The following is a 22,886-nucleotide window of genomic DNA, read 5'->3' as shown; positions in this document are numbered from 1 at the left end:
CTGGCGGGTCAGCGCGCGGTGTCGGATGCGGTGCGTCGCAAGGCGGAGGGACGCCCGGGCACTGGATGTATTCGGGCGTTCCGGCTACGCGGCGAGGCGCCGTAGCCGCCGCCGTGCGCCCGCCAGGAACTGCGGTACAGCCCTTTAGGCTGCCATGCATGAGCGACGACGCCTGGGTCCTGGACCGTACGTTCCACAGCTCCGCCGGGGAGGTCCGCTGGGCCGCCCTGGGCCGGGCCGGGGCGCCGCCCGTCGTGCTGGTGCACGGCACGCCCTTCTCCTCGTACGTCTGGCGCGGCGTGGCCCGGGCGCTGGCCCAGGACCACCGGGTGTTCGTCTGGGACCTGCCCGGGTACGGCGACTCCGCGCAGTTCGATGGCCAGGACGTCTCGCTCGGCTCCCAGGCCCGGGTCCTCACCGAGCTCCTCGGTCACTGGGAGCTGTCCGAACCTGCCCTGGTGGCCCATGACTTCGGCGGCTGTGTCGCCCTGCGCGCCCATCTGCTGCACGGCGCCCGCTACCGTCGCCTCGCCCTGGTCGACCCGGTGGCGCTGGCGCCCTGGGGCTCCCCCACGTACCGGCTGCTCGGCGGACACCCGGACGTCTTCGAGCAGTTGACGCCCGCACTGCACCGGGCGCTGGTGCGGGAGTACGTGAGCTCCGCCAGCGGCCCCGGACTGCGCCCGGCCGTGCTGGACCGGCTCGTGGCGCCCTGGTGCACCGAGGCGGGGCAGCCCGCCTTCTACCGGCAGATCAGCCAGAACGACCAGCGGTTCACCGACGAGATCCAGCACCGGTACGGGGAGCTCGCCCTGCCGGTGCTGATCTGCTGGGGCGCCGACGACACGTGGATCCCGGTCGCCCGTGGCCATGAACTGGCCGCTCTCGTCCCCGGCAGCGAACTGCGGATCATCGAAGGGGCCGGGCATCTCGTGCAGGAGGACGCCCCGGCGGAGCTGACCGCCGCGCTCACCCGCTTCCTGCGGGCCGCTCCGGCCCCGGATCGCCGTACAGCGCCATGACCGCGGCCGCGTGCGCGGCGAGCACCGCACGGGCCTCCGGCGGCTCCAGCACCTCGACGTTCGGGCCGAAGGAAAGCAGGGAGCGCGCCCACTCCGGCGACTCCACCGCGAGGTCGGCCAGCAGCCACTCGCCGTCCCGTTCATCGGGTCCCGGTTTTCCCGTGAGCACGCCCGCGTTCAGCCGCAGGAACAGGTCGAACCGGGAGCGGTGCACCCGCACCCGCAGGGTCACCTCCCCCTGCCGTTCCTCGACCTGACGGCGCAACTCCTTCCAGACGTGCGCCAGTTCCACGCCGGGCCTGCGCACGACCTGGTCATCGGTGAGGGTGGCCCCGCGCACCCGGTCCGCGCGGAAGAGCCGGGGCGCCCCGTCGACGTCGGCGACCAGGTACCAGACGCCCGCCTTCACCACGAGGCCGTACGGATCGACGGTGTACGTGCGGGCCGTCCGCGTACCACTGTGGCGGTAGCGCAGCCGCAGCCGCCGGTCGGCGAACACGGCGTCGTACAGATCGGCGACGTCGACGACGGCGCGCGGTCCGCTCATCCAGCGCACCGGGTCGACGAGGATCCGGCGGCTGGTCAGCTCGGCGGCGGGCCGGTGCGGGGCGGGCAGCGCAGCCATCACCTTGCGCAGGGCGGAGGCGATCGCCTCGTCGAGCCCGAGTGCGGCGTGGGCGCCGTCGGCGGCCAGGACGAACAGGGCGCGCGACTCGTCGGCGGTCAGCCCGGTGACGTCGGTACGGAACCCGGGGAGCAGGGCGATGCCGCCGTGGCGCCCGCGTTCGGCGTAGACGGGCACGCCGGACGCGGAGAGCGCCTCGACGTCCCGGTAGATGGTGCGTACGGAGACGTCGAGGCGCTCGGCCAGCTCGGTGGCGGGCACCAGACGGCGGGTCTGGAGCAGCAGCAGGATCGAGAGCAGCCGGTCGGATTTCACCCGTCCAGCATCCCCCGGGCCGTGGCCGGGCCGGTACAGGCCATCAGCCGCACACCGGCCCCGGCCGGTGCGGAGCGGTCAGCTGCGCGGTGCGCGGGCGAGCTGGCGGGACTGCGCGACCAGCCGGTCCGCGCTGTCCCAGACGTCCGCGTCCTCCTCCAGGAAGCCGCCCGCCAGGTTGCGGGTGGTGATGGAGACACGCAGGGGGCCGGGCGCGGGGCGGCAGCGGATGTGGGTGGTGAGCTCGATGGTCGGGGTCCAGCCCTTGAGCCCGAGCTCGAAGGAGGTCGGCGGCAGCGCGTCGACGGTGAGGAGCAGTGAGAGCGGGTCGGCGTCACGGCCGTCCGCGAGCCCGAACCAGCCGCGCATCTCGCCCTTGCCGGACGGCTGCCCGATGGCCCATCCGATCGTCGCCGGGTCGAGCTTGATGTCGAGCCGTTCGGTGATCGCGGAGCTTCCGGGGATCGGGGCCGGGCCGTCGCTCGGACCCAGGCAGTGCTCACGGGGCGGGATGGCAGGCGGCTTGGCCGCCGTACGGATGTCGTCGGTCAGGGCGTCCAGGTCGCCGTAGGTGGCGATGACCCGGATGCGCTCGACCTCGGTGCCGTCTTCGGCGTACTGGAAGAGGGAGGCCTGGCCGGTGGAGAGGGTGCGCCCGGTGCGGACGGTCTGGGTACGGATGACGGCGGGGCCGGGGACGGACGCGGTGAGGTAGTGCGCCGAGACCGAGAAGGGGTCCGGGTGCGGCAGGGCCTCACCGAGTGCGCGGCCGAGCATGGCCAGCAGATAGCCGCCGTTGACTGCGTGGATGATCGTCCAGCCCGCGGAGAGTTCTGCGTCGTAGACGCCTTCCTCGCGGAGGGTGACGGCGGTGTCCCGGTCGAACTCGCTGTCCCCGATGGTCGCCTGCGCGGTCGGTGCCGCCTGCTCTGCTGCCTGTGCCATGGCATGCACGGTACACCGATTGCGTTACTGAGCGGTAGCTTTTTCGGGTCGGTGAGATGACGACAGCCGGTCTGCCCCTCGTCAGGCGTCGGCCGGATGGCGGCGGACGGCCCGCCTCTCGTCCGGCGTCGGTGAGAGATGGCGGCAGCCGGTCTACCCCTCGTCCGGTGTCGCCGAGCGCCGGTTGTAGGCGCGCGGGGCCCGCCAGTGGTAGCGCAGCGCCAGCAGCCGCAGCACGAACGCCGTGAGCACCGCGCAGCCGCTGGTGAAGGCGTTGAGCGCGTCGAAGCGGATGCAGAGCACGATCATGGTCGCCCCGACGATGGCGGGCACCGCGTACAGGTCACGGTCCCAGCGCAGCAGCGACGGAACCTCGTTGGCCAGCACGTCGCGCAGCACACCGCCGCCGACCGCGGTGGCCAGGCCGAGCGCCGCCGACGCCGTCAGCCCGAGGCCGTAGTCGTACGCCTTCACCGTCCCCGTGACGCAGAAGAGCCCGAGGCCGGCCGCGTCGAAGACGTTGACGCCGAGCTGGATCCGTTCGACCTGCGGGTGCAGGAAGAAGACCAGGCCGGCTGCGAGCAGCGGGGTGGTGAAGTACCCGAGGTCCGTGAAGGCGGCGGGCGGCACCGCGCCGATGATCAGGTCACGGAACAGCCCCCCGCCCAGCGCGGTCACCTCGGCGAGAACCGCGATGCCGAAGACATCGAAGTTCTTGCGTACGGCGAGCAGAGCGCCGGAGATCGCGAAGACGAAGATCCCGACGATGTCGAGCGCATGCTGGACGGAGGGCGTGAACAGTTCGTTGAGCACCGGGCAATTGTGCCGGTACTACTCCTTGGGGCTGCCCCCCGAGGCCTCTGATGGCTCCGAGGGTGTCGCGGCGGAACCCTCGTCGCCGCGTTTGCCGTCGCCGTCGGGCGCAGCCTCGGCGGCCTCCTCCGGCGCTTCCGGCGCTTCCGGCGCGACGGCCTCCGCCGGCTCCTCGGCCGACGTGCCCGCTCCCTCCGGCTCCGCAGGCGGCACCGTCGCGGCCGTCGACCTGACCGTGATGACGTCCGTGACGAGCGGAGCGTCCCCCGGCGCCAAGTCCTCGGCGTTCTCCGGGTGGTGGCAGGCCACCTGGTGCCCGGTCTTCAGCTGGAGCAGCGGCGGCTCGGTCGTCCCGCAGACCTTGGTCGCCTTCCAGCACCGGGTGTGGAACCGGCATCCGGTCGGCGGCGAGATCGGCGACGGCACATCGCCCTTGAGCAGGATGCGGTCGCTCTTGGCACCCCGCCGACGGGGATCCGGCACGGGCACCGCGGACATCAGCGCCTTCGTGTACGGGTGCATCGGCGCCTCGTACAGCGACTTGCGGTCCGCGAGCTCGACGATCTTGCCGAGGTACATGACCGCGATCCGGTCCGAGACGTGGCGGATCACCGACAGGTCGTGCGCGATGATCATGTAGGTGAGCCCGAGCTCGTCCTGGAGGTCGTCCAGCAGGTTCACCACCTGCGCCTGGATCGACACGTCCAGCGCCGAGACCGGCTCGTCCGCGACGACCAGCTTCGGCTTCAGCGCGAGCGCCCGTGCGATGCCGATGCGCTGACGCTGGCCGCCGGAGAACTCGTGCGGGTAGCGGTTGTAGTGCTCGGGGTTGAGCCCCACCAGCTCCAGCAGCCGCTGGACCTCCGCCTTCACGCCGTCCTCGGGCTTGACGCCCTGGAGCCGGAAGGGGGTGCCGACGATCCCGCCGACCGTGTGGCGCGGATTCAGCGAGCCGTACGGGTCCTGGAAGATCATCTGGATGTCGCGGCGCATCGGCCGGAGCCGCCCCGCGGACATGTGGGTGATGTCGCGGCCCTGGAACTCGACCTTGCCTCCGGTCGGCTCCAGGAGCCGGGTCACCAGCCGGCCCATGGTCGACTTGCCGCAGCCCGACTCGCCGACGACGCCCAGGGTCTCCCCGGGGCGCACGTCGAAGGTGAGCCCGTCCACGGCCTGGACCGCGCCGACCTTGCGCTTCAGCAGGCCCTTGGTGATCGGGAAGTGCTTGACCAGGCCGTCGACCTTGAGGAGCGGCTCGGGACCGGACCCGTCCGACCCGGCCGCGGCTGGCGCGGGAGTCTTCTTGTTCAGCTCAGTCACAGCTTCGGCGCAATCTCTTCGGTCCAGATCCGTTCGCGCTGCTCGCGCGACATATGGCACGCGGAGTAGTGCCCGTCGCTGACCTGCTGCAGCTCCGGACGCTCGGTGCGCGTGATGTTGTCGGGCGGGACGTCGGCGTACGGGCAGCGCGGGTGGAAGGCGCAGCCCGACGGGACGTTGATGAGACTGGGCGGCGAACCCTTGACCGGGATGAGCCGCTCGGTCTGCTCACGGTCGATGCGCGGCATCGAGCCGAGCAGGCCCCAGGTGTAGGGGTGCTGCGGCTCGTAGAACACCTTCTCGGCGGTGCCGCGCTCGATGCACCGTCCCGCGTACATCACGAGCAGGTTGTCCGCGATCTCGGCGACGACACCGAGGTCGTGGGTGATCATGACGACCGCGGAGCCGAACTCCTTCTGCAGGTCGCGGATGAGGTCGAGGATCTGCGCCTGGACGGTGACGTCGAGGGCGGTCGTCGGCTCGTCGGCGATGAGCAGCTGCGGGTTGTTGACCAGGGCCATCGCGATCATCGCGCGCTGGCGCATACCGCCGGAGAACTGGTGCGGGTAGTCATCGTAACGGCGGTGCGGCTCGGGGATGCCGACGCGGTCGAGCATCTCGATGGCGCGCTTCTTCGCGGCCTTCTTGTCGACCTTGTTGTGGACCCGGTGGGCCTCCACGATCTGCGCGCCGATGCTGTAGTACGGGTGCAGGGCGGAGAGGGGGTCCTGGAAGATCATGGCCATCTTCTGGCCGCGCAGCTTCCGTACGCGCTCGGAGCCCGAACCGATGAGCTCCTCGCCGTCCAGCCAGATCTCGCCGCCGATCCGGGCACGCTCCGAGGTGTGCAGGCCCATGATCCCCAGCGAGGTCACGGACTTGCCGGAGCCGGACTCACCGACGATGCCGAGGGTCTTGCCCGCCTCCAGGTCGAAGCTGACGCCGTCGACGGACTTGACCAGGCCGTCGTCGGTGTCGAAGTGGACGCTGAGGTTGCGTACGGAGAGGAACGCGTGGTCGTCGCCGGACCGCGGAGCCGGGACGACGTCCGCTGCCTGGGAGTCCTTCTTGATTGCGCCGCTCATGAGAGCCTCACCCGGGGGTCGATCGCGGCGTACACGAGGTCCACCAGCAGGTTGCAGATGACGATGAAGAAGGCGGCGACCAGGGTCACGCCCATCACCTTGGGCAGGTCGGCGGTGGTCACACCCTGGATGGCGAAGGCACCCAGGCCCTGGAAGGAGAAGACCCGTTCGGTGATGACCGCGCCGCCCAACAGCAGCGCGAAGTCCATACCGAAGATCGTGACCAGCGGGGTGAGCGCGGAACGCAGCCCGTGCTTGACGACCACATTGCGTTCCTTGAGGCCCTTGGCCCGCGCGGTTCTGATGTAGTCCTCACCCATCGTCTCCAGCATCCCGGCCCGGGTGAGCCGGGCGTAGAGCGCGGAGTAGAGCAGGGCGAGTGTGCACCACGGCAGGACCAGACTGCTCGCCCATGCCACCGGGTCATCGGTGAACGGTACGTACTCCCCGTTGCCGAAGAGCGCCAGGACCACGAGGCCGGTGAAGAACATCGGCAGCGAGACACCGGCGAGGGCGACGCCCATGGAGAGGCGGTCGAAGAACGAGCCCCGCTTCAGCGCGGAGACGACACCGATCGCGACACCGGAGACGACCCAGATGACAGCGGCACCGACGGCCAGCGAGAGCGTGACCGGGACACGGTCGACAAGCTGCGGCCAGATCTCGGTGTGGGTCTTGAACGAGTACCCGAAGCAGGGCGCGTTGCAGGTGACCGGGTCGGGGCCGAACTGGTACTCGGCGCCGACGACGATGCCCTTGACGAAGTGCCAGTACTGGAGATAGAGGGGCTGGTCGAGCCCCAGGTTCTTCTTGACCGCCGCGATGACGTCGGGGTCGGGACTCTTCCCGACGTACTGGGCGGCCATGGAGTCGAGGGTCTGCCCGCCGAGGCGGGGCACCAGGAAGAAGATCGCGAACGTGACTGCGCTGACCACCAGCAGCAGCAACACCGCGGCGAATACGCGTCGGATGATGTACGCAGCCACAGCCGTGCGGCGCCGGGCGGGCGGACGGGGTACGCCCGCCGGCCCGGCGCCTTCACCTGCCTTTCAAGGGATGCTTTTGATGAACAGGTGTTACTTGGTGGACGTCATGAGCACGTAGTCGTACATGCCGAGGTACGCGTTGGTGACGGTGACGTTCGCCGCGGAGTCCGGGCGGTAGAGCAGGTTCTTGCGGTAGAAGAGCGGAACGACCGAGGCGTTCTCCATGACCTTCTGGTCGACCTCGCCCCACGTCGCGTTACGCGCCGTGGTGTCGACGGTGCCGATGCCCTTGACGAGGAGTTCGTTGATCCCCTTGTCGTTGAGCTCCATCAGGTTCGTGCCGCCGGACGGCTTGATGGCCGATCCGTTGACGATCTGGTCGAGGAAGCCGAAGCCGGTCGGCCAGTCGGCGCCCCAGGCCATCATCATCATGCCCGCGTTGTTCTTGTGGACCCAGTTCGGGACACCCGCGAAGTCGGTGAAGTACTTGTCCGCCGGGAACTGCTTGATCTCGGCGGTGATACCGATCGCCTTCAGGCTGCCCTGGAGCTGCGTGGCGGCGGTGACCTCGTCAGGACGGTCGGAACGCGCCGTCAGCGTGGTCTTGAAGCCCCCGGGGTGACCGCACTTGGTCAGGTGCTCCTTGGCCTTGGTGGCGTCGCCCTTGCTGCCCTCGCTCGGGTACAGGTCGAACTTCTTGTAGCCGGCGACGCTCGGCGGGATGACCGTGCTGGCCGGGTCGCCCTTGACCGAGCCGCCGATCGAGTCGACCATGCTCTGCTTGTCGACGGCGTACTGGACGGCCTTGCGGCACTCGGCGTTGTCGAACGGCTTCACGTTGACGTTCAGCGCCAGGTACTGCAGGGCGCCGGCGTACGGGTTGTCCGTCTTCGCCTTCTCCGCCGCCTTGACCAGGACCTTGGGCTGGGTCTTGGACTGCAGACCCGTGCCCGCGATGTCCGCGGTGGTGACGTCGTTGAGCAGGTGGTCGTCGACCGTGGTGGGGTTGACGTTGAACTTCAGCTCGATCTTGTCCGGCAGCGCCTTGCGGATCGGGTCCGTCTTGGCGTCCCACTCCGGGTTGCGGACCAGGGTCGCGCCCTTGCTCTCGTCGTACGCCGAGAACTTGTACGGACCCGAGGAGACCATCTTCTGGACGTAGCTGGCGCCCGTGTCGGCCTTCTGCTGGATCGGCGCCGTCTGCGAGAAGGCGGCGAGGTAGTCCATGTCCGCGAACGGCTTGTTGAGGTGGAAGACGATCGTGGAGTCGTCCGGGGTCTCGATGGACTTGAGGCCCGCGGCGGACTTGTCCTTGTACGGACCCTTGTACTTGTCGCCGCCCTCGAGGTAGGCCTTGAAGTACGTCGGACCGTTGGACAGGGCCTCCGGCGCGAAGTTGGAACGCTCGACGGCGTACTTGACGTCCTTCGAGGTGATCTCGGTGCCGTCCTCGAACTTCACGCCCTTGCGGAGCGTGTACGTCCAGGTCTTCGCGTCCGCGCTGGCCTTGCCGAGTCCGGTGGCCAGGTCGGGAACGACCTCGAGGCCCTCCTTGCCGGCGGCCGGCTTGAAGGTCACCAGCGAACGGGCGTACAGGCGGGCGAAGTTCTGCACCCAGCCGTAGTACGTGTTGCCGGGGTCCAGGGAGTCCGGGCCACTGGTGTGCTCGTACGTGACCGTCCCCCCCTTCTTGTCGGTCGCGTTGACGATGCCCGTCAGGCCGGCGTCGGCCTTGACGTTGCCGCCGCCGCTCTTGCCGCCGCTGTCGGAGTCGCTGCCGCTGCACGCCGAAGCGCCGAGCGACACCGCTACGGCCACGGCTATGGCCGCTGCTGTCTTTCTGTTCTGCATGGTGAGGAAAGCCCCCTCGCTAGTCCTGTGCGGCACTGCCGCGTTTACTTGCCACGAGGGTCGAGTGCGTCACGCAGCCCGTCCCCCAGCAGATTGAAGGCCAGCACGGTGACGAAGATCGCCATGCCGGGGATGACCATGAACATCGGGTCCACCTCGTAGAGGTCGACCGCCTGGGTGAGCATGCCGCCCCAGGACGCCTGCGGCGGCGCGATGCCCACGCCGAGGAAGGACAGAGCTGCCTCGAAGAGGATGTTCGTGGGGATCAGCAGCGTCGCGTACACGAGGATCGGCGCGATCAGGTTGGGCAGCAGCTCGCGGAAGAGGATGAACGGGCCGCGGGCGCCCAGCGACCTGGCGGCCTCGACGAACTCGCGCTCACGGAGCGACAGGGTCTGCGCGCGGACGATGCGGCCGATGTAGGGCCAGCTGAAGAATCCGATCACGAAGATCAGGACCGCGATCCGCAGCGTGAGCCCTTCCATCCCGAAGGCGTTGCCCTGCAGGGAGGCGGAGATGGAGATCGCGAAGAGCAGCAGCGGGAAGGCGAGGAAGGTGTCCATCAGCCGGCTGATGAAGCTGTCCACCCAGCCGCCGTAGAACCCTGCCACGACGCCCATGACGACACCGATGACGACGGACAGCAGCGTGGAGCCGACGGCGACCACGAGCGAGACCCAGGAGCCTTCGAGGATGCGCGCGAGGATGTCGCGGCCCGTCTGCGGCTCGACACCGAGCGGGTGGTCCAGGCTCATCCCGCCGAAGTCGCCCTTGGGCGCCAGCATGAGCGGGTCGACCAGGCTCTGGTTGAACGCGTTGGGGTCGAGCCCCAGGAGTGACTGGAGCGGCTTGGACAGCACCGCGGTGAGGATCAGCAGCACGACAACGATGCCACCGGCCATCGCCGCCTTGTCCCGCTTGAAGCGGGTCCAGGCGATGCGGCCGAGCGAGCGCCCTTCGATCTCCTTACGGCCTGCGCCTTCCAGTACCGCTTCGGGCTGTGCATCCGCCCTGGTGGTCTCGATAGGTGCCGTCATTGCGCTGGAGACCCCTCTCGGCCGGCGGTGGCCGGCCCGTGACCGCCGCTGTAGCGGCTTCTACATGACCTGAATCGTGCAAGGGTGCGCTGCCGAACGGGCCCTGCTCGAGAGTGGGGCACGGAGGGCATGGAGCACCTGCTGCGTGGAGTCTTCAGTCACTTTGTGATCACCCGCCAGACCTGGCGGGGAATGTTTGCTCAAACGTGATGCGGTCAGTGAGCTTCCGTTATCCGGACAGCATGATCGAGTGAGCGGAACACTCGGCCACTAATCCGCCAGAACGGACATGACACCCAAGGGGCGTCATTACGTGGCTATTTGGGTGACCGTGACGGACGCCTTGTCCACCCAGGAGCCCTTTGTCCGTTCCTGGAGCCGGACTTGGGTGGCCCTAGTAGGCGCGCGGGGCGGGGCCGGGGGCCTGCGGATAGCCGTAACCGGGAGCGACGGCGGCACCGCGGCCGGCCGGGGCGTGCGGCTCGCGGTCGTAGAACGGACGGGAGTTGGCGCGCAGCCACATCGCGACCGGGTCGTACTCGTCGGCCATCGCGACCGTGGAGACCGGGAGCCCCTCCGGGACCGTGCCGATGGACTGCTGCATCATCGCCCGCACGGCGTCCACGGACGGTCCGCTCGTGTCGTACAGGTCGAGTCCGATGGCGAGGTACGGGACACCGAGCGCGGGCTGCACCCAGGCGCGGCGCAACGAGCGGATCGCGGGGGTGTGGTGGGCGTTCCGCGTGAGCTGGGCGTAGAACTGCGGGATCTCGATGGCGGGGTCACTGATCCGCAGCGGGCCGGCGGGCATCCGGTCGAGGCCGGTGGCGATCCGGCGCAGGTCCAGCCAGGGGATGCCCACGCCGCCGCCCGGCGCGTGCGGGTTCAGCCAGATGCCCCAGCGGTCGGGGAACAGGGCGCGGGCGATGTCGCGGCCGCTCACGACCTCGTGGTCCCGGTTCCAGCCACTGGCGGAGAGCTCCTGGGCGGAGGTGACACAGGGGGCGTAGCCGAGGCCGTCGATCTCCATGTTGCCGTACTGGGCGTCGGGCGAGCCGGCCCGGCCGTGCCAGAGGAGCATCCAGATCCGGTCGGCCGCGAGGGCCTGGAGGAGTGCCTCGTACGCGTCGTAGCGCCCGGGGGTCACTTGGCGCAGCATGTGCTCGACCTGCCCGGCCGCCGCGGTGCCTGACGCACTCACCCTGGGTCCCGCCCCTCTTCGATCCACTGTGTCGGCCTGCCGCTCCCGGGGCTCTCGGGGGCGGCGCGGTGCCGAGGCACCAGCCATCAAACCAGCTTATGCGGCGGCCCTGACACCGACTTGACTCCCGGGGCCGGAGCAGTCGGCCCGTGGCACCGGCCCCCTTGCCGTACCGCTACTCGGCGGGGCGCTGGTAGAAGGGGCGCACCCGCGCCCGCATCCAGTCGGCGACGGGGTCCTGGGCCACATCGAGCAGCACCAGGTTGACGGGCCAGGGCACCTCGACGTGCCCCAGCGCCCGGCCCAGGGCGTCCATGGGGGCGTTGCGCCCGGCTCCGTCCCAGGTGGAGAACTCGATGCCGACGAAGAGGACGGGGTCGCCGCCCTCGATGCTGGCCAGGGCGCGGCGGGCGCTGAGCACGACACCGCTCGCCTCGAACTCCCCGGCCGCGGCGGAGAGGAAGTCGACGGGCTCCTCCTGCCAGTCCGGCTCGTACAGCCGGACCCGGCCGCCGCTGGACGGTCCGTCCAGCGCGGTGCGGCCGGTCCGGCAGAGCTCGGCGACGGCGGGCGGCGGCAGCGGCATGCCGACCGCGCCGCCCGGGTTCACCGCGATGCCGAGCTGCGGGGGCAGGCCCCGGGCGAACTCGCGGGCGGGGGCCACGGTGAACGACATGTGGGCGCCGACGCAGGCGAGGAACTGCTGTTCGGAGCTGAACACGGGCACGTACGGCGCGCCCTCGATGTCCAGCGTCGGCAGATCGAGGTCGGTGGCGTCCGGCGAGCCGCCGCTGGGCAGGGGCACCCACAAGTGGCTGCGGCCGAGCACCTCCACCAGCCGGCCGCCCGCCTCCGGGCTGCCGAGCGAGGCGCTCAGCACTTCTTCGAGCTCGTTGGCCGGCCATCCGCCCTGCGGATGGGTCCGGGCCGGTGCCGGAATGTCCACTGTCTCCCTCTCTCACCCCATGTCGTGCAGCAAGAGATTAGCGTCGATCCTTCGTGACAGGCTGCCGGGTTCTCCGGCAGTCCCGCTTCGAGCTGCCGGATCGGAAGCGGGCGGGACTACGGCCCGCCTGTCGCGCCGGGGTCCGCGATTCGGGACACGGGATGTCCGGCCTCACTCTGTGCGTCTGCGAATGTGATCCGCTTCAGCAGCCCCGCCGCCTCCCGGTCCAGCAGCACCGCCGAGGCGCACCCGAGCGGCAGCAGGCCCGCCTCGGTGTCCCGCAGCAGCCGCCCCACGGCCCTGCGGTGCCGGGCGAACGCGTACCCGGAGACTCCTCGGCCGCGCTCGCGCTGCCCCTCCCTCGCCGTCTGCGGGGTGACGTCGAGCAGTACGAGGTGCAGGATGCGGCCGCGGCGCCTGGCGTCACGGGCCAGCCAGCCGCGCACCCAGGCCTGGGTGCCGCAGTCGTGGACGACTACGGAGGCGCCCGATCGCAGCACCCGCCACAGGCCCCAGTAGTGGGCGACGCGGACGAGCGGACGGTAGAGGGCGTACGGAAGTAAGCGGGGCATCAGGGCCGCCCAGCGGTCCCTGGTGTTCTGGGAGTCGACGGCGTGCGCCGAGACGGCCCGTGCGATGAGTGTCGATTTGCCGCTGCCGGGCAGTCCGGAGACCACCACCACGTCGCCCGCGGCGAAGTGCAGGCCGCGCGGGCTGCGCCCGCCCCGCTCCCGCAGGTCCCGTACGACGGGTGCGTGCGGGCCCAACGCCTCCCTGGCCGGTGCACCCGGCTGCGCGGGCAGTGCGCCGTGCGCGACCCCCGCGGTCGTCGCGTACCGCTGCAACGTCATCGCCCTCCCCCTGTCGGCTACCCACACCTGCCCAAGAAGTGTAAAGAAAAGGTAATGCGGCACAACCGTCCGACCCGCCGGATCCTGCAGGAGACCGGCATCGGTACCGGCCCCCCACTCTCCCGCAATGCGTGCGATGATGGCCCCCTCAACTGCATACAGGCCGCTCGAATCCGCGCGGGAGAGTCCCGGCCACCGTGCCGGGCGCCGAAGGAGCAAGATCCTCCCTTGAATCTCTCAGGCCCCGTACCGCGTGGATGAGGCAGATCTGAAAAGCGAGTCGCCCTGCGGCTCCACCCAAGGTGCAAGCCGAACCCCTGCGGGGTCTCTCGGCGAACCTCTCAGGTTCCGATGACAGATGGGGAGGGATCGTCCTCGTCGTCATGCCCTGGGAGCCTTGAACCATGAGCACCGCCACCCGTCTCACCGCCCTCGATGCCCTGCACCGTTCGCTGGGTGCGACCATGACCGACTTCGCGGGCTGGGACATGCCCCTGCGGTACGCCAGTGAGCGCGACGAGCACAACGCCGTGCGCACGAAGGCCGGCCTCTTCGACCTCTCGCACATGGGCGAGATCACCGTCACCGGCCCCGAGGCCGTGGCGCTGCTGAACTTCGCGCTCGTCGGCAACATCGGCACCGTCTCCGTGGGCCGCGCCCGCTACACGATGATCTGTGCCGAGGACGGCGGCATCCTGGACGACCTGATCGTCTACCGGCTGGGCGAGACCGATTACATGGTGGTCGCCAACGCCGGCAACGCCCAGATCGTGCTGGACGCGCTGACGGCCCGCGCCGACGGCTTCGACGCCGAGGTGCGCGACGACCGCGACGCGTACGCGCTGCTCGCCGTCCAGGGCCCCGAGTCCCCCGCCATCCTCGCGGCCGTCACCGACGCCGACCTGGACGGTCTGAAGTACTACGCCGGGCTGCCCGGCACGGTCGCCGGGGTCCCCGCGCTGATCGCCCGTACCGGCTACACCGGCGAGGACGGCTTCGAGCTCTTCGTCGCCCCCGGGCACGCCGAGCAGCTGTGGCGGGCCCTCACCGAGGCCGGCGCCTCCCGCGGCCTGATCCCGTGCGGGCTCTCCTGCCGCGACACGCTGCGCCTGGAGGCGGGCATGCCGCTCTACGGGCACGAGCTGACCACGGCGCTGACGCCGTTCGACGCCGGTCTCGGCCGGGTCGTGAAGTTCGAGAAGGAGGGCGACTTCGTCGGCCGCAAGGCCCTGGAGGCCGCCGCCGAGCGAGCCGAGACCGCCCCGCCCCGCAAGCTCGTCGGCCTGGTCGCCGAGGGCCGCCGGGTGCCGCGCGCCGGGTTCTCCGTCGTCGCCGACGGCCAGGTGATCGGCGAGGTCACCTCGGGCGCACCCTCGCCCACACTCGGCAAGCCGATCGCCATGGCGTACGTCGACGCCGCACACGCCACGCCCGGCACCGAGGGCGTCGGGGTGGACATCCGGGGCAGTCACGAGCCCTACGAGGTCGTGGCCCTGCCGTTCTACAAGCGGCAGAAGTAGAACCGGCGGCGGATCCGGCACTGCGTACGTGACGCAGTCCTGTCTCACACCGTAAGACCATCGTTCATCAGCACTCCCCCGCGTACAGGAGAATTCAGGTCATGAGCAACCCCCAGCAGCTGCGGTACAGCAAGGAGCACGAGTGGCTGTCGGCCGTCGAGGACGGCGTGGCCACGATCGGCATCACGGAGTACGCGGCCAACGCGCTCGGTGACGTCGTCTACGCCCAGCTCCCCGAGGTCGGTGACACGGTGACCGCGGGCGAGACCTGCGGCGAGCTGGAGTCGACCAAGTCGGTCAGCGACCTGTACTCGCCGGTGTCCGGCGAGGTCACGGCCGCGAACCAGGACGTCGTGGACGACCCGTCGCTGGTGAACTCCGCTCCGTTCGAAGGCGGCTGGCTGTTCAAGGTACGTATCGCGGAGGAGCCGAAGGACCTGCTCTCCGCCGACGAGTACACCGAGTTCTCCGGTAACTGAGACCCAAGGGACCACCTGATGTCGCTTCTCAACTCCTCCCTCCACGAGCTGGACCCGGACGTCGCCGCCGCTGTCGACGCCGAGCTCCACCGTCAGCAGTCCACCCTCGAAATGATCGCCTCGGAGAACTTCGCTCCCGTCGCGGTCATGGAGGCCCAGGGCTCCGTCCTGACCAACAAGTACGCCGAGGGCTACCCCGGCCGCCGCTACTACGGCGGCTGTGAGCACGTCGACGTGGTCGAGCAGATCGCCATCGACCGCATCAAGGCGCTCTTCGGCGCCGAGGCCGCGAACGTGCAGCCGCACTCCGGTGCGCAGGCCAACGCCGCCGCGATGTTCGCGCTGCTGAAGCCGGGCGACACGATCATGGGCCTGAGCCTGGCGCACGGCGGTCACCTGACCCACGGCATGAAGATCAACTTCTCCGGCAAGCTCTACAACGTGATCCCGTACCACGTGGACGAGACCGGTGTCGTGGACATGGCCGAGGTCGAGCGCCTCGCCAAGGAGTCCAAGCCGAAGCTGATCGTGGCCGGCTGGTCCGCCTACCCCCGCCAGCTGGACTTCGCCGCCTTCCGCCGCATCGCGGACGAGGTCGGCGCGTACCTGATGGTCGACATGGCGCACTTCGCCGGTCTGGTCGCCGCGGGTCTGCACCCCAACCCGGTGCCGCACGCCCACGTCGTCACGACCACCACGCACAAGACCCTCGGCGGTCCGCGCGGTGGTGTGATCCTGTCGACGCAGGAGCTCGCCAAGAAGATCAACTCGGCGGTCTTCCCCGGTCAGCAGGGTGGTCCGCTGGAGCACGTGATCGCGGCCAAGGCGGTCTCGTTCAAGGTCGCCGCGACCGAGGAGTTCAAGGAGCGCCAGCAGCGCACCCTGGACGGCGCCCGCATCCTCGCCGAGCGTCTGGTGCAGCCGGACGTCACCGAGGTCGGCGTCTCCGTCCTCTCCGGCGGCACCGACGTGCACCTGGTCCTGGTGGACCTGCGCAACTCCGAGCTGGACGGCCAGCAGGCCGAGGACCGGCTGCACGAGCTGGGCATCACGGTCAACCGGAACGCCATCCCCAACGACCCGCGGCCGCCGATGGTCACCTCGGGTCTGCGGATCGGCACGCCGGCGCTCGCCACCCGCGGTTTCCAGGTGGAGGACTTCACCGAGGTCGCCGAGATCATCGCGTCCGCCCTCAAGCCGTCCTACGACGCGGACGACCTGAAGGCCCGCGTCGTCGCGCTCGCCGAGAAGTTCCCGCTGTACTCCGGTCTGAAGTAGTCCGGACCGGCGTATTTGCATGTTGGGGAGGGGCACCGCGCACACTGAACAGTGAGCGCGGTGCCCCATCCCTTGTCCCCGCTCTTCGGGCCCACCCCGCCCGTACCGCACCACCCGGCAGACAAAGGCGTCTACCAACCCTTAGGAGTCACCCCGTGGCCATCTCGGTCTTCGACCTGTTCTCGATCGGCATCGGCCCGTCCAGCTCCCATACGGTCGGCCCCATGCGCGCTGCCCGTATGTTCGCGCGCCGGCTGAAGAACGAGGGCCTGCTCGCCCACACCGTCTCGATACGCGCCGAACTCTTCGGCTCCCTCGGCGCCACCGGCCACGGCCACGGCACCCCCAAGGCCGTCCTGCTCGGCCTGGAGGGCGAGTCCCCCCGTACCGTCGACGTCGAAACGGCGGACGACCGGGTCGACGCGATCCGCACCACCGGCCGGATCAACCTCCTCGGCATGCACGAGATCGCCTTCGACGCCGACAAGCAGCTGATCCTGCACCGCCGCAAGACGCTGCCGTACCACGCCAACGGCATGACGGTCTTCGCGTACGACCACGAGGGCACCCTGCTCCTCGAGAAGACGTACTACTCGGTCGGCGGCGGCTTCGTCGTCGACGAGGACGCCGTCGGCGAGGACCGGATCGTCCTCGACGACACGGTCCTCAAGCACCCCTTCCGCACCGGCGACGAGCTGCTGCGCCTCGCCCGCGACACCGGCCTGTCGATCTCCTCCCTGATGCTGGAGAACGAGCGCGCCTGGCGCACCGAGGACGAGATCCGCTCCGGTCTGCTGGACATCTGGCGCGCCATGCAGGCGTGCGTGTCCCGCGGCATGGCCCGCGAGGGCATCCTGCCCGGTGGCCTCAAGGTCCGCCGCCGCGCGGCGAACACCGCGCGCCAGCTGCGCGCCGAGGGCGACCCGCAGACCCACGCGATGGAGTGGATCACCCTCTACGCGATGGCGGTCAACGAGGAGAACGCCGCGGGCGGCCGCGTCGTCACCGCCCCGACCAACGGTGCGGCCGGCATCATCCCGGCGGTGCTGCACTACTACATGAACTTCGCGGCCGGCGGCGCCACCGAGGCGGAGAAGGACGACAGCATCGTCCGCTTCCTGCTGGCAGCCGGCGCCATCGGCATGCTGTTCAAGGAGAACGCCTCCATCTCCGGCGCCGAGGTCGGCTGCCAGGGCGAGGTCGGCTCCGCCTGCTCCATGGCCGCGGGCGCCCTCGCCGAGGTCCTGGGCGGCACCCCCGAGCAGGTCGAGAACGCCGCCGAGATCGGCATGGAGCACAACCTCGGCCTGACCTGCGACCCCGTCGGCGGGCTCGTCCAGATCCCGTGCATCGAGCGCAACGGCATGGCGGCGGTGAAGGCCGTCACCGCCGCGAAGATGGCGCTGCGCGGCGACGGCATCCACAAGGTCTCCCTCGACAAGGTCATCAAGACCATGAAGGAGACGGGCGCCGACATGAGCGTCAAGTACAAGGAGACCGCGCGGGGCGGGCTCGCGGTGAACATCATCGAGTGCTGAGGGCTGTCCCGTAGTTCCCGGTGGATCAGCTAGTTCCTGGTGGATCAGCGCGCGGCGTCGGATGCGGTGCGTCGTAAGACGGAGGGACGCCCGAATACCGGATGTATCCGGGGCGTTCCGACAACGCGGCGAGGCGCCGCAGCCGGCGTCCCGCGCCCGCCAGGAACTGCGGGAAGCCGTCAGGCAGGCGGGCCCTGCCCGGCGCGTTCACGCCTTTGGCGCTGTCAGGGCCTTCCTCACCCCGCCGCAGGTCCCTCCTCCGCACGGGCGGGCGTCGGACGTGCCTGCGGGCCCCGGGACGGCGCCTCTCCACTGCGGCTCCACCTTCCCTGCAGCTACGGCCTCCACGCTACGAGCGGAAAGAGACTGGAGTCATCTGCTGTGGAGGCTGGCTACGTGAAGGCACTCGTGCTGTCGGGCGGGGCTGGGACCCGACTTCGACCGATCACCCATACTTCGGCGAAACAGTTGGTGCCGGTGGCCAACAAGCCCGTCCTCTTCTACGGCCTCGAGGCGATCGCCGACGCCGGCATCACCGAGGTCGGCGTCGTCGTCGGGGACACCGCCGACGAGATCCGCAAGGCCGTGGGGGACGGTTCGGCGTTCGGCCTGGAGATCACCTACATCCGCCAGGACGCGCCGCTGGGGCTGGCGCACGCGGTACGCGTGGCCCGTGACTTCCTGGGCGACGACGACTTCGTGATGTACCTCGGCGACAACTTCATCGTCGGCGGCGTCACCGAACTGGTGGACAGCTTCCGCACCGAGCGCCCCGACGCGCACATCCTGCTGACCCCCGTGCTCGACCCGTCGGCGTTCGGAGTGGCCGAACTGGACGCGGAGGGCCGGGTGTCCGCACTGGTGGAGAAGCCCGAACACCCCAAGAGCGATCTCGCCCTGGTGGGCGTCTACCTGTTCACACCGGCCATCCATGACGCCGTTCTCGCCATCAAGCCGTCGTGGCGCGGCGAACTCGAGATCACCCACGCGATCCAGTGGCTGATCGACGAGGGCCGGGACGTGCGTTCGACCACGATCTCTGGGTACTGGAAGGACACCGGCAACGTCACCGACATGCTGGAGGTCAACCGCTCGGTGCTGGAGACCGTCGTCCCCGACGTGCTGGGCACGGTCGACGCCGACAGCGAGATCATCGGCCGGGTGCGGATCGAGAAGGGCGCCCGGATCACCGGCAGCCGTGTCGTCGGGCCCGCGATCATCGGAGCGGACGCCGTGATCACCGACTCGTACGTCGGGCCGTTCACCTCCATCTCCGAGGGCTGCCACATCTCGGACAGCGAGGTCGAGTACACGATCATCCTGCAGAACTCCGCGCTGACCGGTGTCCGCCGTGTCGAGGCCTCCCTCATCGGCCGCGACGTGCAGGTGACCCCGGCCCCCCGCAACCCGTCCGCCCACCGGTTCGTACTCGGTGACCACAGCAAGGTGCAGATCTCGTCATGACGAAGCGTGTGCTGGTCACCGGCGGTGCCGGCTTCATCGGTTCCCACTACGTCCGGACGCTACTGGGCCCCGAGGGGCCCGGCGATGTGTCCGTGACGGTGCTGGACCGACTCACCTACGCGGGGAATCCCGCCAACCTGGACGCCGTGCGCGCGCATCCCGGATTCACCTTCGTGCAGGGCGACATCTGCGACGGCGAGCTCGTCGCGCGGCTGATGGCCGGACACGACCAGGTGGTGCACTTCGCGGCGGAGTCGCACGTGGACCGGTCGATCGACGGAGGAGCCGAGTTCGTACGGACCAACGTGCTGGGCACGCACACCCTGGTGGACGCCGCGCGCCAGGCCGGCGTCGAGACGTTCGTGCACATCTCCACGGACGAGGTGTACGGGTCGATCGACGAGGGCTCCTGGCCCGAGACGGACCCGCTGCGGCCCAACTCCCCCTACGCGTCGGCGAAGGCGTCCAGCGATCTCATCGCGCTGTCCTACCACCGGACGCACGGACTGGACGTGCGGGTGACCCGCTGCTCCAACAACTACGGCCCCCACCACTTCCCCGAGAAGTTCATCCCGCTCGTCGTCACGGAGCTGCTGGACGGCGGGAAGATCCCGCTGTACGGCGACGGCGGCAACGTCCGGGACTGGCTGCATGTCGACGACCACGTCCAGGGCATCGAACTCGTCCGCACCCGGGGGCGCGCCGGCGAGATCTACAACATCGGCGGAGGCACCGAACTGTCCAACAAGGAGCTGGCGGAGATGCTCCTCGCCGCGTGCGGCGCCGACTGGGACTCCAGCGTCGTCCATGTCGAGGACCGCAAGGGCCACGACCGCCGGTACTCGGTCGACTGCTCGAAGATCCGGGACGAGCTGGGCTACGCGCCGCGGGTGGACTTCCGGGAGGGACTGGCGGAGACGGTCCAGTGGTACCGCGACCACCGCGACTGGTGGGAGCCCCTGAAGGAGCGGGCCGCGCTGTGAACCCGTGGTTGGTGACGGGGGCGGGCGGGATGCTCGCCCGTGACGTCCTGCGACAGCTCGCGGCGGCCGGCGTCCCCGCCGTCGGCCTGGGCCGCCCCGCCCTCGACGTCACCGACGCCGGCTCGGTACGGGCCCTCCTCCAGAACCGCCGCCCGGCCGTGGTGGTCAACTGCGCGGCGTGGACGGCGGTCGACGACGCGGAGGCGCAGCCCGCCGCGGCCCTCGCCGTCAACGGCACGGGTGCGCGCCGGGTGGCCGAGGAGTGCGCCGCGACGGGCACCGTACTGATCCAGGTCTCCACGGACTACGTCTTCGCGGGAGACGCCGGAGCGCCGTACCGGGAGGACGCGCCCACAGCGCCCCGGAGTGTGTACGGGCGCACCAAGCTGGCGGGCGAGCAGGGTGTGCTGGAGACCCTGCCGGACACCGGCTACGTGGTGCGGACCGGTTGGCTGTACGGGGCGAACGGGCCCAGTTTCGTACGGTCGATGATCCGCCTGGAGCAGACGCGGGACACCCTCGACGTGGTCGACGACCAGCGGGGGCAGCCCACCTGGACGAGGGACCTCGCCGACCGGCTGGTCGCCCTGGGCCGCGGTGCACTCGACGGGACCGCCCCGCCCGGTGTGTACCACGGCACCAGTACGGGCGAGACGACCTGGTTCGAGTACGCCCGGCAGATCTTCACCCTTCTCGGCGCGGACCCCGAGCGCATACGCCCCACCTCCACCGACGTCTTCCCTAGGCCCGCGCCCCGGCCCGCGTACAGCGTGCTGAGCCACGGCCGGTGGCGCACGGCGGGGATCGAACCGATCAGGCCGTGGTGGGAGGCGCTGGCCGAAGCGCTGCCCGAGGTACGCCGAGCGGCTGCCGGAGGCCGGGCCGGCGGCGCGGCCAGCCGGCCCCTGCCCTCGGCCTGACGGCCGGCGGCGAGAACGGCCCTCCTCTGCGCTCTGCCTCGGGGCCGGCCTCCGCCCATCGTCGCGGCCGAGCCGGCCCCTGACCGGGACCCTTCTCTCCCCTGCTCCGAGCCCGGTCCTCCTGGACCGGGCTCGATGCGTTCGCCCGGCAGGTGCGCCGGCCTGCGTTTGCGGGCGGCGTCGGGAACGGCACGGCGGGCTCCGCGGGCTCCCGGGGGTCCCGTCGGCCGGACCTCCGCGGATCACTCGTGCCCGACACCCCGCCCGCACGTACTGCTGGCCCCGACTCGTCCGAGTCGGGGCCAGTCGTACGTGCGGATGCCCTACGCGGCGTTGCTCAGGGTCGGCGCGTCCAGGTCGGCGAAGCCCAGGAACGTCAGCAGGCTGCGGGCCTCCACGTTGAGGTGGTTGCCGTAGCGCACGAACTCCATCAGCTGACGCAACGTCATCCAGGCGTAGTTGTCCGGGACATCGACCGGGAAGTCCTCGTCCGCCTCGACCAGGAGATAGCGGTTCTGCGCGTGGTAGAACCGGCCGCCCTCCTCGGAATGGATCGCCTCGAAGCGGACGTTCCCGGGCGGTGCGGTGAGAACCTCGTCCAGGAACCGCGGCCTTCCGGCGCCGGGGGGCGACCCGTAGTTGCCCGGCTGGCAGTGGACCGTCGGCGCCATCTCGATCACGTCGCCGGCCCCCGTCTCGACCCGGGCCTGCACCAGCAGGTGCATCACGCCCTCCACGCGTTTGGCCACGAAGGCGATCACGCCTTCGCTGCGGGGCTTGAGCATCACCTGGGACCAGCTGGCCACCTCGCGGTTGCTGGCGGCGACGTCGACGCCGACGACGCTGAAGTGCTTGCCCTCGTCATGGGTGATGACGCCGTCGGACAGCGACCACGAGTGCACCTTCGACAACGGGATGCGCTCCCGGGTCAGGGTGGCCCGGCACTTGGCCTCGGTGAACCAGCTCAGCAGCTCCGCCGTTTCGCGGTGACTCCCCGAGTCCGGCTGCCAGGAACGGGCCAGCGCGTTGCGGAACGTGTCCCCCCGGCGCTTGGAACCCGTCAGCCGGAACGGGGCCGCACCGGAGAGGACGGTCCGGGTGTCCATGTTCACCAGGTTGTCGACCGCGAGCAGTTCACCGATCTGGGCGACGCTGAGCCAGCAGAAGTCGTCGAGCAGGTCGATGTCCTCCTCCACCTCGACGATCATGTTGCGGTTGCGCTTGCCCAGGAACCAGGACGCCTGCTCGGACTGGAGCGCGTCGTGCAGGACCCGTCCCCTGCGAGGAGCGACGAACCACTCCAGGTACGGAACGGCCTTGCCGCCGTGCACCTGTGTGTAGTTGCTCTTCGTCGCCTGCACGGTGGGCGAGAGCTGGACGAGGTTGATGTTGCCCGGTTCCATCTTGGCCTGCAGCAGGAAGTGCGGGACGCCGTCGAACTGCTTGACGAGGCACCCGAGGATCCCGTATTCGGGTTGCACGATGATCGGTTGCTGCCAGGCGTCGACCTCACGGCCCGAGTTCCTGATGTCCAGGCCCTCGACGGAGAAGAAGCGCCCGCTGCGGTGGACCAGGTTCCCGGTCCCCGGCTCGATGTGCCAGCCGTCGAGCCGGTCGAGCGGGACCTGGGACACGCGGTACTCGTTCGCCTCGCACCGGGCGGTGAACCAGCTGGTGAAGTCGGCTATTCCAGAAAACAATTGGGGC

The 22,886-nt window shown here is 70.0% G+C and carries 20 protein-coding genes and 1 riboswitch; of the genes, 8 read left to right on the top strand and 12 right to left on the bottom strand.

The window, feature by feature from the left end; all coding sequences use genetic code 11:
- Window positions 1–158: 158 nt before the first annotated feature.
- Window positions 159–1,022, top strand: a complete 864-nt coding sequence (locus ACIOEW_RS20595; protein ID WP_401965031.1) for an alpha/beta fold hydrolase — start codon at window positions 159–161, stop codon at window positions 1,020–1,022.
- Here the strand turns inward: ACIOEW_RS20595 and ACIOEW_RS20590 are convergent.
- The 11 genes from ACIOEW_RS20590 to ACIOEW_RS20540 form a co-directional block, all read right to left on the bottom strand.
- Window positions 970–1,962 carry a helix-turn-helix transcriptional regulator gene (locus ACIOEW_RS20590; RefSeq protein ID WP_401965030.1) on the bottom strand — a complete coding sequence of 331 codons (993 nt, stop codon included), beginning with the start codon at window positions 1,960–1,962 and terminating at the stop codon, window positions 970–972. The genes ACIOEW_RS20595 and ACIOEW_RS20590 overlap by 53 nt on opposite strands.
- A 78-nt stretch (window positions 1,963–2,040) precedes the next feature.
- Window positions 2,041–2,907: a thioesterase family protein gene (locus ACIOEW_RS20585; protein ID WP_362550786.1), complete on the bottom strand. Its 867-nt coding sequence runs from the start codon at window positions 2,905–2,907 to the stop codon at window positions 2,041–2,043.
- Window positions 2,908–3,060: 153 nt separating this feature from the next.
- Window positions 3,061–3,720: a trimeric intracellular cation channel family protein gene (locus ACIOEW_RS20580; protein WP_350991017.1), complete on the bottom strand. Its 660-nt coding sequence runs from the start codon at window positions 3,718–3,720 to the stop codon at window positions 3,061–3,063.
- Window positions 3,721–3,738: 18 nt separating this feature from the next.
- Window positions 3,739–5,040: an ABC transporter ATP-binding protein gene (locus ACIOEW_RS20575; protein WP_401965028.1), complete on the bottom strand. Its 1,302-nt coding sequence runs from the start codon at window positions 5,038–5,040 to the stop codon at window positions 3,739–3,741.
- Window positions 5,037–6,125, bottom strand: coding sequence for an ABC transporter ATP-binding protein (locus ACIOEW_RS20570; protein ID WP_362550792.1), 1,089 nt, complete (start codon window positions 6,123–6,125; stop codon window positions 5,037–5,039). Before ACIOEW_RS20570 ends, ACIOEW_RS20575 begins: the two co-directional genes overlap by 4 nt.
- On the bottom strand, window positions 6,122–7,111 hold the full coding sequence (locus ACIOEW_RS20565) for an ABC transporter permease (protein ID WP_362550795.1): 990 nt from the start codon (window positions 7,109–7,111) through the stop codon (window positions 6,122–6,124). Before ACIOEW_RS20565 ends, ACIOEW_RS20570 begins: the two co-directional genes overlap by 4 nt.
- 90 nt (window positions 7,112–7,201) lie before the next feature.
- Window positions 7,202–8,962, bottom strand: a complete 1,761-nt coding sequence (locus ACIOEW_RS20560) for an ABC transporter substrate-binding protein (protein ID WP_401965027.1) — start codon at window positions 8,960–8,962, stop codon at window positions 7,202–7,204.
- A gap of 44 nt (window positions 8,963–9,006) precedes the next feature.
- Window positions 9,007–9,999 carry an ABC transporter permease gene (locus ACIOEW_RS20555; RefSeq protein WP_362550801.1) on the bottom strand — a complete coding sequence of 331 codons (993 nt, stop codon included), beginning with the start codon at window positions 9,997–9,999 and terminating at the stop codon, window positions 9,007–9,009.
- Window positions 10,000–10,393: 394 nt separating this feature from the next.
- Entirely contained in the window at window positions 10,394–11,200 is an 807-nt protein-coding gene (locus tag ACIOEW_RS20550) for an enhanced serine sensitivity protein SseB C-terminal domain-containing protein (protein ID WP_401965026.1), read from the bottom strand.
- 175 nt (window positions 11,201–11,375) lie between these two features.
- A complete protein-coding gene (locus ACIOEW_RS20545) occupies window positions 11,376–12,146 on the bottom strand; it encodes an enhanced serine sensitivity protein SseB (protein ID WP_362550807.1) in 771 nt (256 codons plus the stop codon).
- Between the two features lie 116 nt (window positions 12,147–12,262).
- Window positions 12,263–12,997 carry an AAA family ATPase gene (locus ACIOEW_RS20540; RefSeq protein WP_401965025.1) on the bottom strand — a complete coding sequence of 245 codons (735 nt, stop codon included), beginning with the start codon at window positions 12,995–12,997 and terminating at the stop codon, window positions 12,263–12,265.
- A gap of 168 nt (window positions 12,998–13,165) precedes the next feature.
- Window positions 13,166–13,259, top strand: a riboswitch (glycine riboswitch).
- 142 nt (window positions 13,260–13,401) lie between these two features.
- Between ACIOEW_RS20540 and gcvT the strand changes: the two genes are divergently transcribed.
- From gcvT to rfbD, 7 genes are all read left to right on the top strand, one after another.
- A complete protein-coding gene (gcvT, locus tag ACIOEW_RS20535) occupies window positions 13,402–14,517 on the top strand; it encodes a glycine cleavage system aminomethyltransferase GcvT (RefSeq protein WP_401965024.1) in 1,116 nt (371 codons plus the stop codon).
- Window positions 14,518–14,618: 101 nt separating this feature from the next.
- A complete protein-coding gene (gene gcvH / locus ACIOEW_RS20530; protein WP_362550815.1) occupies window positions 14,619–14,996 on the top strand; it encodes a glycine cleavage system protein GcvH in 378 nt (125 codons plus the stop codon).
- Between the two features lie 18 nt (window positions 14,997–15,014).
- A complete protein-coding gene (glyA, locus tag ACIOEW_RS20525; protein ID WP_362550817.1) occupies window positions 15,015–16,274 on the top strand; it encodes a serine hydroxymethyltransferase in 1,260 nt (419 codons plus the stop codon).
- A 155-nt stretch (window positions 16,275–16,429) separates the two neighbouring features.
- Window positions 16,430–17,812 (top strand): L-serine ammonia-lyase, encoded by a 1,383-nt coding sequence (locus tag ACIOEW_RS20520; protein ID WP_362550820.1) that lies wholly within the window; start codon window positions 16,430–16,432, stop codon window positions 17,810–17,812.
- 396 nt (window positions 17,813–18,208) lie between these two features.
- Window positions 18,209–19,276, top strand: a complete 1,068-nt coding sequence (locus ACIOEW_RS20515; protein WP_362550823.1) for a glucose-1-phosphate thymidylyltransferase — start codon at window positions 18,209–18,211, stop codon at window positions 19,274–19,276.
- A complete protein-coding gene (gene rfbB / locus ACIOEW_RS20510) occupies window positions 19,273–20,259 on the top strand; it encodes a dTDP-glucose 4,6-dehydratase (protein WP_362550826.1) in 987 nt (328 codons plus the stop codon). Before ACIOEW_RS20515 ends, rfbB begins: the two co-directional genes overlap by 4 nt.
- A complete protein-coding gene (rfbD, locus tag ACIOEW_RS20505; RefSeq protein ID WP_401965023.1) occupies window positions 20,256–21,179 on the top strand; it encodes a dTDP-4-dehydrorhamnose reductase in 924 nt (307 codons plus the stop codon). The genes rfbB and rfbD overlap by 4 nt, the downstream gene beginning before the upstream one ends.
- A 323-nt stretch (window positions 21,180–21,502) precedes the next feature.
- Here rfbD and ACIOEW_RS20500 read toward each other — a convergent pair whose 3' ends face one another.
- Entirely contained in the window at window positions 21,503–22,879 is a 1,377-nt protein-coding gene (locus ACIOEW_RS20500; RefSeq protein WP_401965022.1) for an NDP-hexose 2,3-dehydratase family protein, read from the bottom strand.
- Window positions 22,880–22,886 lie beyond the last annotated feature (7 nt).

It is taken from the genome of Streptomyces sp. NPDC087901 (genome assembly GCF_044742205.1).
GTDB lineage: Bacteria > Actinomycetota > Actinomycetes > Streptomycetales > Streptomycetaceae > Streptomyces.
The sequence above is the reverse complement of the archived record's forward strand: the minus strand, read 5'-3'. Positions and strand labels throughout refer to the sequence as shown.

What these genes read in the sequence shown, in the direction of transcription:
- ACIOEW_RS20595 (WP_401965031.1), top strand. Translation starts at nt 159, where the DNA reads ATGAGCGACGACGCCTGGGTCCTGGACCGTACGTTCCACAGCTCCGCC.
- ACIOEW_RS20585 (WP_362550786.1), bottom strand. Translation starts at nt 2,907, where the DNA reads ATGGCACAGGCAGCAGAGCAGGCGGCACCGACCGCGCAGGCGACCATC.
- ACIOEW_RS20570 (WP_362550792.1), bottom strand. Translation starts at nt 6,125, where the DNA reads ATGAGCGGCGCAATCAAGAAGGACTCCCAGGCAGCGGACGTCGTCCCG.
- ACIOEW_RS20560 (WP_401965027.1), bottom strand. Translation starts at nt 8,962, where the DNA reads ATGCAGAACAGAAAGACAGCAGCGGCCATAGCCGTGGCCGTAGCGGTG.
- ACIOEW_RS20555 (WP_362550801.1), bottom strand. Translation starts at nt 9,999, where the DNA reads ATGACGGCACCTATCGAGACCACCAGGGCGGATGCACAGCCCGAAGCG.
- ACIOEW_RS20540 (WP_401965025.1), bottom strand. Translation starts at nt 12,997, where the DNA reads ATGACGTTGCAGCGGTACGCGACGACCGCGGGGGTCGCGCACGGCGCA.
- gcvT (WP_401965024.1), top strand. Translation starts at nt 13,402, where the DNA reads ATGAGCACCGCCACCCGTCTCACCGCCCTCGATGCCCTGCACCGTTCG.
- gcvH (WP_362550815.1), top strand. Translation starts at nt 14,619, where the DNA reads ATGAGCAACCCCCAGCAGCTGCGGTACAGCAAGGAGCACGAGTGGCTG.
- glyA (WP_362550817.1), top strand. Translation starts at nt 15,015, where the DNA reads ATGTCGCTTCTCAACTCCTCCCTCCACGAGCTGGACCCGGACGTCGCC.
- rfbB (WP_362550826.1), top strand. Translation starts at nt 19,273, where the DNA reads ATGACGAAGCGTGTGCTGGTCACCGGCGGTGCCGGCTTCATCGGTTCC.